We start from the raw sequence: 13,373 nt of genomic DNA, 5'->3' as shown, positions 1-13,373 counted from the left end.
ACCCATTGTTTATTAAACAATAATATCAATAACCGACCATTATTCCATCACTTTACACCCCCTATTTGACGGGGTAATACTTGCCCACGTCACATTCATACGGCGGGTCGGCAAGGCGTAAATTGCACGGCCTCCACAACCGGGTAAAAGATGATGAAAGTATTAATTGTTGAAAGTGAGTTTCTGCATCAGGACACCTGGGTTGGCAACGCGGTTGAGCGTCTGGCAGATGCCTTGAGCCAACAAAATGTTACCGTCATTAAATCGACATCCTTCGATGACGGCTATGCCATCTTGTCCGCGAACGAAGCCATTGACTGTCTGATGTTTAGCTACCAAATGGAACAACCGGATGAGCACCTGAGCGTCAGGCAATTGATCGGTAAGCTTCACGAGCGTCAGCAAAACGTGCCCGTTTTCCTGTTAGGCGACAGGGAAAAAGCGACGGCATCGCTGGACCGCGACCTGCTGGAGCTTGTCGATGAATTCGCCTGGATTCTGGAAGACACCGCTGACTTTATCGCCGGACGCGCCGTTGCCGCCATGACCCGGTATCGCCAGCAACTGTTACCGCCGCTGTTTAACGCGTTGATGAAATACAGCGACATTCATGAATATTCATGGGCGGCGCCGGGACACCAGGGCGGCGTCGGTTTCACTAAAACGCCTGCCGGTCGCTTTTATCACGATTATTATGGCGAAAACCTGTTCCGCAGCGATATGGGGATTGAGCGTACCACGCTCGGTTCACTCCTCGACCATACCGGCGCGTTTGGCGAAAGCGAGAAAAACGCCGCCCGCGTATTCGGTGCTGACCGCTCCTGGTCCGTGGTTGTCGGGACCTCCGGTTCTAACCGTACTATTATGCAGGCCTGTATGACGGATAATGATGTCGTTGTACTGGATCGTAACTGCCATAAATCCATCGAGCAGGGGCTGATCCTCACTGGGGCCAAACCGGTATATATGGTGCCAAGCCGTAACCGTTACGGCATTATCGGGCCAATCTACCCGCAGGAAATGCAGCCTGAAACCTTGCAGAAAAAAATCAGCGCCAGCCCACTGACCAAAACTAAAGCCGGACAGAAACCGTCTTACAGCGTAGTGACCAACTGTACCTATGACGGCGTATGCTATAACGCCAAAGAGGCGCAGGATCTGCTGGCAAAAACCAGCGATCGCATTCACTTCGACGAAGCATGGTACGGCTATGCGCGCTTCAACCCGATTTATTGCGATCACTACGCGATGCGCGGCGAGCCAGGCGACCATAACGGTCCGACCGTGTTTGCCACCCACTCCACGCACAAACTACTGAATGCGCTTTCACAAGCTTCCTACATTCACGTCCGTGAAGGCCGTGGCGCGGTGAATTTCTCCCGCTTCAACCAGGCATATATGATGCATGCCACCACCTCTCCGTTATATGCCATCTGCGCATCCAACGATGTGGCGGTATCGATGATGGACGGTAACAGCGGCCTGTCCCTGACTCAAGAGGTGATTGACGAAGCGGTTGATTTCCGTCAGGCGATGGCGCGTCTTTATAAAGAGTTTACCGATGAAGGCGACTGGTTCTTTAAACCGTGGAATAAAGACGTCGTCACCGATCCACAAACCGGTAAAACATATGACTTCGCCGACGCGCCGGCAAAACTGCTAGCCACCGACCAGAACTGCTGGGTCATGCGCCCCGGGGAAACCTGGCACGGCTTTAAAGACCTGCCGGATAACTGGAGTATGCTGGACCCGATTAAAGTCAGTATCCTGGCGCCGGGTATGGGCGACGATGGCGAACTGGAAGCATCCGGCGTACCCGCTGCGCTGGTCACAGCATGGCTTGGCCGCCACGGTATCGTGCCGACCCGCACCACCGACTTTCAGATTATGTTCCTGTTCTCTATGGGGGTAACTCGCGGGAAATGGGGAACGCTGATCAACACGCTGTGCTCCTTCAAACATCATTACGACGCTAATACGCCGCTGGCGCAGGTGATGCCGGAACTGGTGCAGGATTATCCTGACACTTACGCGAACATGGGTATTCATGACCTGGGCGATAAAATGTTTGCCTGGCTACGTAAAAATAACCCGGGCGCCCGTCTCAACGCCGCCTATTCCACCCTGCCGGTTGCGGAGATTACCCCGCGCGACGCCTACAACGCGATTGTGAACAACAATATTGAAATGGTGGCGATTGAAAATCTACCGGGTCGCATTGCGGCGAACTCCGTTATTCCTTACCCGCCAGGCATCCCGATGCTGCTCTCCGGCGAAAACTTTGGCGATGAAAACAGTCCGCAGGTGGGTTACTTACGCTCACTGCAATCTTGGGATCATCACTTCCCTGGCTTTGAGCATGAAACCGAAGGCACGGAAATTATTGATGGCGTATATCACGTTATGTGCGTGAAAGCCTAATCACAAAGAGTCTTTTTTTTGAGGATGGCATGTATTCCCTGAGTATTGCTGCAAAACAATAATACTGTCATACCTTTTTGCGCGGGCCCCATCCCGCGCTTTTTTTATACAAAAATGACAAGTTTCCACTCGCGTACAACTTTTTGTACACCCTAATTCATCGTACAAATATTGTAATATTATTCAGGAAAGTTATTTTAGTGCAGTTTCAATTCATCACACAATTGACTCAGTCCCCGTTATCTCTCCCGTTTGGCGAGATCCGGTCTTTTATGTTCATATTCCAGGAGTTCGGGTATGAGGATTTGCAGCAACGAACCTTGCATAGTGTTATTAACCGAAAAAGATACATGGTTACGAGTAAATGGTAAGGAGCCAATCAGCTTAAAAGCGAATCATATGGCCATTCTGGCTTGTGAAAATAACGTTATTGACATTTCATCATTAAATAGCGTGCTAGTAATACAAGTGAGTCGCAATAATATTAAAGACTATTTACAATTCCTGAATAAAGATCTCTCACACCTTCCCGTCTGGCAACGCAACGCCGATCCCTTATTGACCGCCAACTGTCTGACGCCGGATATCTTCAGGGTCGCCGCCCGCTACAGCGCGATGGAAGCACCGGATGAAATTGTTAGTGAACGTACCCGTGCGCTCCTTTTCACCGTTTTATCCCGCTTTCTTGACCACAAAAAATTTATTTCTTTGTTAATGCACATGCTGCGCAGCCGCATCAGTGACAGCGTTTACCACATCATTCAGAGCGATATTCATAAAGACTGGAATCTGAGCGCCGTTGCCAGTTGCCTGTGCCTGAGTCCAAGCTTGTTAAAGAAAAAGCTCAAAAACGAGAATACCAGTTATAGCCAAATAATCACGACCTGCCGAATGCGTTATGCCGTAAACCAATTATTAATGGACGGAAAGAATATCTCTCAAGTCTCACAGCTGTGTGGGTATAACAGCACATCGTACTTTATTTCCGTGTTTAAAGAGTTTTATGGTATGACCCCCCTGCATTATGTTAGCCAACATCGGGAACGATCGGCTGCCTAATTTTTCTACACTCAACGATAAGACACGATAATAGCAGCATTGGCGATAACCCGTCTCCGACATAATTCAGCGGCATTCTGAGGGGGTATGATACGACGTAATTTATCGTAACGAAGTCACCTTTTCAGGAGTCCAAATTATGTCTTCGGATGCTGATGCTCACAAAGTGGGCCTAATCCCCGTCACCTTAATGGTATCGGGGAATATTATGGGTTCAGGGGTATTCTTACTCCCTGCTAACCTGGCGGCCACTGGCGGGATTGCAATCTACGGATGGCTGGTCACTATCATCGGCGCCCTGGCGCTGTCGATGGTTTATGCCAAAATGTCGTCCTTAGATCCCAGTCCCGGCGGTTCCTATGCCTACGCACGCCGCTGCTTCGGGCCGTTTTTGGGCTATCAAACGAACGTGCTGTACTGGCTGGCATGCTGGATCGGTAATATCGCGATGGTCGTTATCGGCGTCGGCTATCTGAGCTATTTCTTCCCAATTCTGAAAGATCCACTGGTATTAACGCTTACCTGCGTCGCGGTGCTGTGGATTTTTGTGCTGCTGAACATCGTCGGGCCGAAAATGATTACCCGCGTACAGGCCGTCGCCACCGTACTGGCGCTGGTGCCTATCGTAGGGATTGCGGTCTTCGGCTGGTTCTGGTTTAAAGGCGAAACCTATATGGCGGCCTGGAACGTGAGCGGCATGAATACCTTCGGCGCGATTCAAAGCACGTTGAACGTCACGCTATGGTCATTCATCGGGGTAGAAAGCGCCTCCGTTGCGGCCGGTGTGGTCAAAAACCCGAAACGCAACGTGCCTATCGCCACCATCGGCGGGGTACTGATCGCCGCCGTCTGCTATGTGCTCTCCACAACGGCGATTATGGGGATGATCCCCAACGCGGCGCTGCGCGTGTCGGCATCGCCTTTCGGTGACGCGGCGCGTATGGCGCTGGGCGATACCGCAGGGGCTATTGTTTCCTTCTGTGCGGCAGCAGGCTGCCTGGGCTCTCTCGGCGGCTGGACGCTGCTTGCCGGTCAAACCGCAAAAGCGGCGGCGGACGATGGTCTCTTCCCGCCAATCTTCGCGCGGGTTAATAAAGCCGGTACGCCAGTGGCTGGGTTGCTTATCGTCGGCGTGCTGATGACTATCTTCCAGTTCAGCAGTATGTCGCCGAACGCCGCGAAAGAGTTTGGTCTGGTCTCCTCCGTGTCGGTTATCTTCACCCTGGTGCCTTATCTTTACACCTGTGCCGCGCTGTTGCTATTGGGCCACGGTCACTTTGGTAAAGCGCGCCCGCTGTATCTGCTGATTACCTTCGTCGCGTTTGTGTATTGCATCTGGGCGGTCATCGGTTCCGGCGCCAAAGAAGTGATGTGGTCGTTCGTCACGTTGATGGTGATCACCGCGCTGTATGCGTTGAACTACAACCGCATTCACAAAAACCCGTATCCGCTGGATGCGCCGGTTAAACAGGATTGACCACGTGTAGTTAATGTTATCGCAACAGGCCGGATAGCGCAGGTTATCCGGCCGCCACCAACATTAAGTTCTTAAGGTTCACTTAATTTTACTTTGTCACGATTAGCGTCACCGAATCGATGGACGCATCAACATGTTAAAGCGCTTTCTTAAAAGACCTGTTCTTGGGCAAATCGCCTAGCTTCTGCTTTTTTCCTTTTATATTGCCGTCTGCCTGAACATTGCGTTCTACAAGCAGGTACTACAAGACCTACCGTTAAACTCGCTGCGCAATGTGCTGGTGTTTATTTCCATGCCGGTCGTCGCGTTTAGCGTGGTCAATAGTGTGCTGACGCTGGCCTCATTTATTTGGCTAAACCGACTGCTGGCCTGCGTTTTTATTCTGGTCGGCGCTGCCGCGCAGTATTTTATTTTGACTTACGGCATCATCATCGATCGCTCCATGATCGCCAATATGATGGATACCACGCCCGCGGAAACCTTTGCGCTGATGACGCCGCAAATGGTGCTGACGCTGGGATTAAGCGGCGTTCTGGCAGCCGTGATTGCCTTCTGGGTCAAAATCCGTCCGGCGACGCCGCGCTTACGTAGCGGGCTTTACCGCCTGGCCAGCGTCCTGATCTCTATTTTATTAGTTATTCTGGTCGCCGCCTTTTTCTATAAAGATTACGCCTCGTTATTTCGAAATAATAAACAGTTGATCAAAGCGTTAAGCCCATCGAACAGTATTGTCGCCAGTTGGTCATGGTATTCGCATCAACGGCTGGCGAATTTGCCGCTGGTACGCATTGGCGAGGATGCCCATCGCAATCCATTAATGCTGAAAGGCGATCGCAAAAACCTGACGATTCTCATCGTTGGCGAAACCTCGCGCGGCGATGATTTCTCTCTTGGCGGCTATCCGCGCGACACCAATCCGCGGCTGGCGAAAGACGATGTGATCTATTTCCCGCATACCACCTCTTGCGGTACGGCGACCGCGATCTCCGTTCCCTGCATGTTTTCTGATATGCCGCGCAAACATTATGACGAAGAGCTGGCGCATCACCAGGAAGGGCTACTGGATATTATCCAGCGCGCGGGGATTAACGTACTGTGGAATGATAATGACGGCGGCTGTAAAGGCGCATGCGATCGCGTTCCGCATCAAAATGTCACCGAGCTAAACCTGCCCGGACAATGTATCGACGGCGAGTGCTACGATGAAGTGTTATTTCACGGTCTGGAAGACTATATCGACCATTTGAAAGGCGATGGCGTTATTGTATTACATACCATCGGCAGCCACGGCCCAACCTATTACAACCGTTATCCACCGCAGTTTAAAAAATTTACCCCAACCTGTGACACTAACGAAATTCAGAACTGTTCCCAACAGCAGTTGATCAACACCTATGATAATACCGTGCTGTACGTGGACTATATTGTAGATAAAGCCATTAACCTGCTGAAATCTCATCAGGATAAATTCACCACCAGCCTGGTCTATCTTTCCGATCACGGCGAATCATTGGGTGAAAATGGCGTTTATTTACACGGTTTGCCGTATTCCATTGCGCCGGATACGCAAAAACATGTCCCGATGCTCATTTGGCTTTCTAAAGATTATCAACACCGTTATCAGGTGGATCAGGCCTGCCTGCAAAAACGGGCGAGCACGCTGGATTATTCACAGGACAATCTTTTCTCAACCATGCTGGGATTAACCGGCGTACAAACGACGTATTACCAGGCCGCAGATGATATTCTGCAACCGTGCAGGAGACTAAGCGAATGAAGATACTGATTGTTGAAGACGACACGCTATTATTACAGGGGTTAATACTCGCCGCGCAAACCGAAGGCTATGCGTGTGATGGCGTTTCGACAGCGCGTGCCGCCGAGCATAGTCTGGAGTCTGGTCATTACAGTCTGATGGTGCTGGATTTAGGGCTGCCCGATGAGGATGGTCTGCATTTCCTGACGCGAATCCGACAGAAAAAATATACCCTGCCGGTACTCATTCTGACCGCCCGCGATACGCTCAATGACCGCATTACCGGGCTGGATGTCGGCGCAGATGATTATCTGGTTAAACCCTTCGCCCTGGAGGAGTTGCACGCCCGCATCCGCGCGCTGCTGCGCCGCCATAATAACCAGGGTGAAAGTGAACTGACGGTTGGCAATCTGACGCTCAATATAGGCCGCCATCAGGCATGGAGGGATGGACAGGAACTGACCCTGACGCCTAAGGAGTACGCGTTGCTCTCACGGTTGATGCTCAAGGCAGGCAGTCCGGTGCACCGGGAAATTCTTTATAACGATATCTACAACTGGGATAACGAACCCTCGACCAACACTCTGGAAGTGCATATACATAATTTGCGCGACAAAGTCGGCAAGTCGCGCATTCGCACGGTTCGCGGGTTTGGCTACATGCTGGTTGCCACTGAGGAAAGCTAAGTGAGCCTGATGCGTTTTCAGCGAAGAGCGATGCCCCTTCGCCAGCGTTTAATGCTGACAATTGGTCTTATTCTGCTGGTGTTCCAGTTAATCAGTACCTTCTGGTTATGGCATGAAAGCACTGAGCAAATCCAATTGTTCGAGCAGGCGCTGCGGGATAATCGCAATAACGATCGCCATATCATGCACGAAATTCGCGAGGCGGTCGCCAGCCTGATCGTCCCCGGCGTATTTATGGTTAGCCTGACGCTGCTAATTTGTTACCAGGCGGTACGGCGTATTACCCGTCCGCTCGCCGAACTGCAAAAAGAGCTGGAAGCGCGGACGGCGGATAATCTGGCGCCGATCGCCATTCACAGCTCCACGCTTGAGATTGAGTCCGTCGTCTCGGCGATCAATCAACTGGTTACGCGTTTGACCACCACGCTCGACAATGAACGCCTTTTTACCGCCGATGTGGCCCATGAGCTACGCACGCCGCTGTCGGGGGTGCGTTTGCATCTGGAATTATTGTCAAAAACCCACAATGTTGATGTCGCGCCGCTTATCGCCCGTCTTGACCAGATGATGGATAGCGTCTCCCAGCTTCTGCAACTGGCGCGCGTGGGCCAGTCATTCTCTTCCGGGAATTATCAGGAAGTAAAACTGCTGGAAGATGTGATCCTCCCCTCCTACGATGAGCTGAACACCATGCTGGAAACGCGCCAGCAAACTCTGTTGCTGCCGGAAAGCGCGGCGGACGTGGTGGTGCGCGGTGACGCGACATTACTGCGTATGCTGTTGCGAAATCTGGTGGAAAACGCGCATCGCTATAGCCCTGAAGGAACCCATATCACTATCCACATTAGCGCCGACCCCGACGCTATTATGGCGGTCGAAGACGAGGGGCCGGGTATTGATGAAAGCAAATGCGGGAAGCTAAGCGAAGCGTTCGTGCGGATGGACAGCCGTTATGGCGGAATTGGCCTGGGGCTGAGTATCGTCAGCCGCATCACCCAACTACATCAGGGACAGTTTTTCCTGCAAAACCGTACGGAAAGAACAGGCACCCGTGCCTGGGTGCTGTTGAAAAAGGCATAACAGGCGTTTAATACGTCGTGACCCACACATAGATAAAACTGCTGACAATCAGCACACTACACAGGGTCGTCAAACTTTTATAAATATAGCTTTTCATGACGCTCTCCTCCAAAGGTATGGAGGAGAGTATGCCCGCGAGAGATTAAGCGAACCTTAAGCGCGAAATTTATTCATCGATACGCGGATGTTGCTGTACCAGACGCGAACGTTTGACCTGCAGCTCCGCAATTTCCTGATCGATGTCGTCGATTTTCTGCTCAATATTATCGTAATGCTCGCCCAGAATTTCCTTCGCTTCCTGGATGTCCGACGCCGCTGGCGTTGCGCCTTTTAACGGACGATTGGCCGTTTCTTTCATGGAAATACCGGTAATCAAGCCTATCACCGCGATGACCATCAAATAATACGCCAGCATCATCAGATCCTGCGAGCTTTCCACCAGCCAGGCCGCCAGCGTTGGCGTCAGACCGGCAATCAATACAGAGATATTAAAAGCCGCCGCCAGCGCGCTGTAACGAATATGCGTCGGAAACATCGCCGGCAATGTCGAGGCCATCACCCCGGTAAAGCAGTTCAGAATCACCGCCAGCATCAACAAACCGGCAAAAATCAGGCCAATAACGTTACTGTTAATCAGGATGAAGGCCGGGATCGCCAGCGCGAACAGCGCAATGCTGCCCATAATCACAAACGGACGACGACCGAAACGATCGCTCAGCAGCCCCATCACCGGCTGCACAAACAGCATCCCGATCATAATGGCGATGATAATCAACACGCCGTGATCTTCAGAATAGTGCAGGTTATGCGACAGGTAGCTCGGCATGTAGGTGAGCAGCATGTAGTAGGTCACGTTGGTGGCAATCACCAGACCGATACATGACAACAGGCTACGCCAGTGTTTGGTGGCAATCTCTTTAAAGGAGACTTTCGGCCCATCCTGCAACCCTTCGCGGTCGCCCTGCTCCAGTTTATCCACGTGCTGCTGAAACGCTGGCGTCTCTTCCAGCGCATGGCGTAAGTAGAGACCAATAATTCCCAATGGCAGGGCGATAAAGAACGGAATACGCCAGCCCCACTCCAGGAAATTCTCCTCGCCGACAATCGTCGAGATTAAGACCACCACGCCCGCGCCCAGCACGAACCCGGCGATGGAACCAAAATCCAGCCAGCTTCCCATAAATCCGCGTTTACGATCCGGCGAATATTCCGCGACAAAGATCGACGCGCCGGTATATTCCCCGCCAACCGAGAAGCCCTGCGCCATTTTACACAGCAACAACAGTATTGGCGCCCAGATACCGATCGTCGCGTAAGAGGGGATTAACCCGATACAGAAGGTACTGATCGACATAATCACAATCGTGATCGCCAGGATCTTCTGGCGCCCGTATTTATCGCCGAGCATACCAAAGAATAACCCGCCGAGCGGACGAATCAGGAAGGGAACGGAAAACGTGGCCAGCGCGGCAATCATCTGGACGCTGGGATCGGCGCCGGGGAAAAAGACTTTACCCAACGCGTAGGCAACAAATCCATAAACACCAAAATCAAACCACTCCATCGCGTTGCCCAGCGAGGCGGCGGTAATCGCTTTGCGAAGTTTACCATCATCAATGATGGTCACATCGCCCAGTGTAATCGGTTTTATTTTTTTCCTTTTCAGCATAGCTGTCCTCATAGGCTAAGCCCTGTAGCGCTATATACGGCGGGCACTGGCATACCGCGCCAGCGTCGCCGTCGAGCGGAGGGAGGGGCGCGAACGCTATCCCTCATACAAGCGTAGCAGGTTTACTTACACTGTCCGGTTACGGACTGTACAACCGAACCTGTTGACGCCTGAATGGGCAGTTAATGACCTTTTTACCCTAACAGGGTTTAAATATGTGATCAACTTCACACATATATGTCAATTCGGTCAAAAGGTGTAAATAAGGACGCCCTAATGCGCTGTGGTGACAGTAAAAAAGCGGTTATTCGAGTGTAAACCATTGCTGACTGGCGTGGCGCAGACCCTTTTATAAAAGCGGCAATAGTCCCGACAACGCTAAGGATTTTGTGTATAATTGCGGCCTTTTTCGGCGATCTGCCATTTTTGGGCGCGTTTGCCCCCGCTGACTTTTTGAGGATACCAACATGTCATTACCCCACTGCCCGCAATGTAACTCCGAATATACCTACGAAGATAACGGCATGTTCATCTGCCCGGAATGCGCTCACGAATGGAACGATGCGGAACCCGCTCAGGAGAGCGATGAGCTGATTGTCAAAGACGCCAACGGCAACCTGCTGGCGGACGGCGATAGCGTCACCATCGTGAAAGATCTGAAAGTAAAAGGCAGCTCTTCCATGCTGAAAATCGGCACCAAAGTGAAGAACATTCGTCTGGTTGAAGGCGACCATAACATCGACTGCAAAATCGATGGTTTTGGCCCGATGAAACTGAAATCCGAGTTCGTGAAAAAGAACTGATTTACCGTGTCATTGCCCGGTAGCGCCTCGCTTACCGGGCCTGAGCGGCCCTGCCACCGACAATATTGTGCCAATTTCGAACTACACTTAACGAGCATCTCTTACCTGAGGTAACCATCATGCCGTTAAGTCCCTATCTCTCTTTTGCCGGCAACTGTGCCGACGCCATCGCGTATTATCAACAAACGTTAGGCGCAGAACTGCTTTATAAACTCAGCTTCGGTGAAATGCCCCCCTCGGCGGCGGATAACGAAGAGGGCTGCCCGTCAGGAATGCGCTTTCCCGATACTGCTATCGCCCACGCCAACATGCGCATTGCCGGCAGCGATATCATGATGAGTGATGCCAGCCCGTCGGGAACGGCGCATTATTCCGGCTTTACGCTGGTGCTTGATACCCAGGATGTAGCAGAAGGGAAGCGCTGGTTTGATAACCTTGCCGCACAAGGGCAAATCGAAATGGACTGGCAGGAGACCTTCTGGGCGCAGGGTTTCGGCAAGGTCAGCGATCGTTTCGGGGTGCCGTGGATGATTAACGTGGTTAAACATCAGCCTGCCACCTAACTCCCCGGGAGGCTCGCCCTCCCCCTTGCCATCAGAGTGATCTTTGGCTGCACGTTATCCGCCGTTTAGCTGCCATAGAATAAATAATGACGGTAGTTTGCTACAGTCTGGCGAAAGATGGTTGATCCTGATGAAGCGTCAGGAGGACATTATGCCAGTCTGTGAATTACGCCACGCGACAACAGAGGATACCGATTCTGTTTACGCGCTTATCTGTGAGTTACTTAAAAAGGAGCTTGATTATCAGGCTTTCAGGGATGGGTTCGCCGCTAATTTACTGGACCCCAACCTTCATTATCGTTTAGCGCTACGCAACGGAGAGGTAGTCGGCATGATCAGCCTGCATATGCAGTTTCATCTCCATCATGCCAACTGGATTGGCGAAATTCAGGAGCTGGTGGTATTACCGCCGATGCGGGGACAAAAAATTGGCAGTCAGCTTCTGGCCTGGGCAGAAGAAGAAGCACGTCAGGCTGGTGCCGAGCTAACGGAGCTTTCCACAAATATTAAACGCCGCGATGCACACCGTTTTTATCTTCGCGAAGGTTACAAGCAAAGTCATTTTCGGTTTACCAAAGCATTGTGATCGGGCAGCCGTCATCAGGAGATAAGGCATAACGTAATCAGCCGTCACCGGGTGAAGTAGCGGAGCCATCTCAATTCTACTGTCGGCAAGCCTGGATAAAGGTTAAACGGGCTGACTCGCTTCTTTAGCAAAAATGGCCCTTTTAAGTTGTAGAAATGTAAATTTATTGTCAACGAACTACACTTTTCTCTTTGGCATCACCGGGAGGGTTGCCTGAAAATCCCGGGATGAGGTTTTCTTAGAAGGACAGTGACGTTATGTTCGCAGCAATCATTATCGGTATTTTTATTATCAGCGTCATTTATGCGCATTCACGCGGTGTGGAAAAACAAAAACTTTCCCGTCAACTCTTTGACCACTCGACGTTTATGGCGCCGATCAATATGTTCATGACTCGCTTCTCAACGTTACCGGCAAAGCAGCCGTACTTTGATACCACGGCATTTCCAGAGCTGCAGAAGCTGACGGAAAACTGGCAGGTGATTCGTGAAGAGGCGCTACGGCTTCAGCATCACATAAAAGCCGCGCAGGCCAATAACGACGCCGGATTCAACACCTTTTTCAAGCGCGGCTGGAAACGGTTTTACCTTAAATGGTATTCCGATGCCCACCCGTCGGCGGAAACGTTATGCCCGATAACGACAAAGCTGGTCAACAGCATCCCCTCTATCAAAGCGGCGATGTTCGCCGAGTTGCCTCCCGGAGCCTATCTGGGAAAACATCGCGACCCCTATGCCGGTTCAGTACGTTACCATCTTGGATTAAGCACACCGAATGACGACCGCTGTTTTATTGAAGTTGATCGACAGCGCCATAGCTGGCGCGACGGCGAAGCCGTCATCTTCGACGAAACCTACGTTCATTGGGCGGAAAATAAAACTGAGCAGACGCGTATTATCCTCTTTTGCGATATTGAGCGTCCAATGAAATGGCGCTGGGCGCAGAGCGTAAACCACTGGGTCGGCGCATCGTTGATGTCCGCCGCCAGTTCGCCAAACGACGAGAACGATCGCACCGGTGCGATTAATCGCATCTTTAAATACGTTCATGCAGCACGCGATGCCGGGCAACGGCTGAAAAAGAAAAACCGCACTCTCTATTACGCGCTGAAATATCTCGTTATTGCCGCTATTTTTGCCGCGATAATCCTTTTCAGCCTCCTCTGAAGCCGGGCCGCGGTATGAAACTGCCTGCCGCGGCCTGTTCTATCCTGGCGTTAGTCTCAAAGCGTTCCCTGGCCTTGAGTCCATCCATCCGGATAATTTATTAAAAA

The 13,373-nt window shown here is 51.5% G+C and carries 12 protein-coding genes; 10 read left to right on the top strand and 2 right to left on the bottom strand.

The annotated features are described in order from the left end of the window. Window positions 1-153 precede the first annotated feature (153 nt). The 6 genes from adiA to pmrB all read left to right on the top strand — a co-directional run bounded on the left by adiA (window position 154) and on the right by pmrB (window position 8,479). Entirely contained in the window at window positions 154-2,421 is a 2,268-nt protein-coding gene (gene adiA / locus N7E69_RS10455; protein ID WP_001669297.1) for an arginine decarboxylase, read from the top strand. Between the two features lie 297 nt (window positions 2,422-2,718). Next, entirely contained in the window at window positions 2,719-3,480 is a 762-nt protein-coding gene (locus N7E69_RS10450) for an AraC family transcriptional regulator (protein WP_001217074.1), read from the top strand. Between the two features lie 139 nt (window positions 3,481-3,619). Beyond that, a complete protein-coding gene (gene adiC, locus N7E69_RS10445) occupies window positions 3,620-4,957 on the top strand; it encodes an arginine/agmatine antiporter (protein ID WP_000093130.1) in 1,338 nt (445 codons plus the stop codon). A gap of 184 nt (window positions 4,958-5,141) precedes the next feature. Beyond that, window positions 5,142-6,734 (top strand): phosphoethanolamine transferase EptA, encoded by a 1,593-nt coding sequence (gene eptA / locus N7E69_RS10440; RefSeq protein ID WP_071591187.1) that lies wholly within the window; start codon window positions 5,142-5,144, stop codon window positions 6,732-6,734. Then, window positions 6,731-7,399: a two-component system response regulator PmrA gene (pmrA, locus tag N7E69_RS10435; protein WP_000697899.1), complete on the top strand. Its 669-nt coding sequence runs from the start codon at window positions 6,731-6,733 to the stop codon at window positions 7,397-7,399. Before eptA ends, pmrA begins: the two co-directional genes overlap by 4 nt. A 9-nt stretch (window positions 7,400-7,408) precedes the next feature. After that, the gene (pmrB, locus tag N7E69_RS10430; RefSeq protein WP_077906656.1) at window positions 7,409-8,479 is read left to right on the top strand and encodes a two-component system sensor histidine kinase PmrB; all 1,071 of its coding nucleotides are present in this window, start codon (window positions 7,409-7,411) and stop codon (window positions 8,477-8,479) included. A 7-nt stretch (window positions 8,480-8,486) separates the two neighbouring features. Here pmrB and pmrR read toward each other — a convergent pair whose 3' ends face one another. Both pmrR and proP read right to left on the bottom strand, forming a co-directional pair. Next, window positions 8,487-8,576 (bottom strand): LpxT activity modulator PmrR, encoded by a 90-nt coding sequence (gene pmrR / locus N7E69_RS10425; protein ID WP_000844399.1) that lies wholly within the window; start codon window positions 8,574-8,576, stop codon window positions 8,487-8,489. A gap of 69 nt (window positions 8,577-8,645) precedes the next feature. Continuing rightward, the gene (gene proP / locus N7E69_RS10420; protein WP_261743244.1) at window positions 8,646-10,148 is read right to left on the bottom strand and encodes a glycine betaine/L-proline transporter ProP; all 1,503 of its coding nucleotides are present in this window, start codon (window positions 10,146-10,148) and stop codon (window positions 8,646-8,648) included. Between the two features lie 467 nt (window positions 10,149-10,615). On the opposite strand from proP, the gene N7E69_RS10415 reads away from it, so the two are divergent. The 4 genes from N7E69_RS10415 to lpxO all read left to right on the top strand — a co-directional run bounded on the left by N7E69_RS10415 (window position 10,616) and on the right by lpxO (window position 13,266). Further along, a complete protein-coding gene (locus N7E69_RS10415) occupies window positions 10,616-10,951 on the top strand; it encodes a zinc ribbon domain-containing protein YjdM (protein ID WP_000056482.1) in 336 nt (111 codons plus the stop codon). A gap of 119 nt (window positions 10,952-11,070) precedes the next feature. Then, the gene (yjdN, locus tag N7E69_RS10410; protein ID WP_001131305.1) at window positions 11,071-11,514 is read left to right on the top strand and encodes a VOC family metalloprotein YjdN; all 444 of its coding nucleotides are present in this window, start codon (window positions 11,071-11,073) and stop codon (window positions 11,512-11,514) included. A 151-nt stretch (window positions 11,515-11,665) separates the two neighbouring features. Continuing rightward, on the top strand, window positions 11,666-12,100 hold the full coding sequence (gene phnO, locus N7E69_RS10405; protein WP_001674343.1) for an aminoalkylphosphonate N-acetyltransferase: 435 nt from the start codon (window positions 11,666-11,668) through the stop codon (window positions 12,098-12,100). A gap of 257 nt (window positions 12,101-12,357) precedes the next feature. Continuing rightward, entirely contained in the window at window positions 12,358-13,266 is a 909-nt protein-coding gene (gene lpxO / locus N7E69_RS10400) for a lipid A hydroxylase LpxO (RefSeq protein WP_000457029.1), read from the top strand. Window positions 13,267-13,373: the final 107 nt, after the last annotated feature.

Source organism: Salmonella sp. 3C, assembly GCF_025426275.1.
Taxonomy (GTDB): Bacteria; Pseudomonadota; Gammaproteobacteria; order Enterobacterales; family Enterobacteriaceae; genus Salmonella; species Salmonella enterica.
The sequence above is the reverse complement of the archived record's forward strand: the minus strand, read 5'-3'. Positions and strand labels throughout refer to the sequence as shown.

Bases quoted from the DNA above. Each gene is read 5' to 3' on its own strand.
- N7E69_RS10415 (WP_000056482.1), top strand. From the start codon at position 10,616: ATGTCATTACCCCACTGCCCGCAATGTAACTCCGAATATACCTACGAA.
- yjdN (WP_001131305.1), top strand. From the start codon at position 11,071: ATGCCGTTAAGTCCCTATCTCTCTTTTGCCGGCAACTGTGCCGACGCC.
- pmrR (WP_000844399.1), bottom strand. From the start codon at position 8,576: ATGAAAAGCTATATTTATAAAAGTTTGACGACCCTGTGTAGTGTGCTG.
- N7E69_RS10450 (WP_001217074.1), top strand. From the start codon at position 2,719: ATGAGGATTTGCAGCAACGAACCTTGCATAGTGTTATTAACCGAAAAA.
- proP (WP_261743244.1), bottom strand. From the start codon at position 10,148: ATGCTGAAAAGGAAAAAAATAAAACCGATTACACTGGGCGATGTGACC.
- adiC (WP_000093130.1), top strand. From the start codon at position 3,620: ATGTCTTCGGATGCTGATGCTCACAAAGTGGGCCTAATCCCCGTCACC.
- phnO (WP_001674343.1), top strand. From the start codon at position 11,666: ATGCCAGTCTGTGAATTACGCCACGCGACAACAGAGGATACCGATTCT.
- lpxO (WP_000457029.1), top strand. From the start codon at position 12,358: ATGTTCGCAGCAATCATTATCGGTATTTTTATTATCAGCGTCATTTAT.
- pmrA (WP_000697899.1), top strand. From the start codon at position 6,731: ATGAAGATACTGATTGTTGAAGACGACACGCTATTATTACAGGGGTTA.
- pmrB (WP_077906656.1), top strand. From the start codon at position 7,409: ATGCGTTTTCAGCGAAGAGCGATGCCCCTTCGCCAGCGTTTAATGCTG.
- adiA (WP_001669297.1), top strand. From the start codon at position 154: ATGAAAGTATTAATTGTTGAAAGTGAGTTTCTGCATCAGGACACCTGG.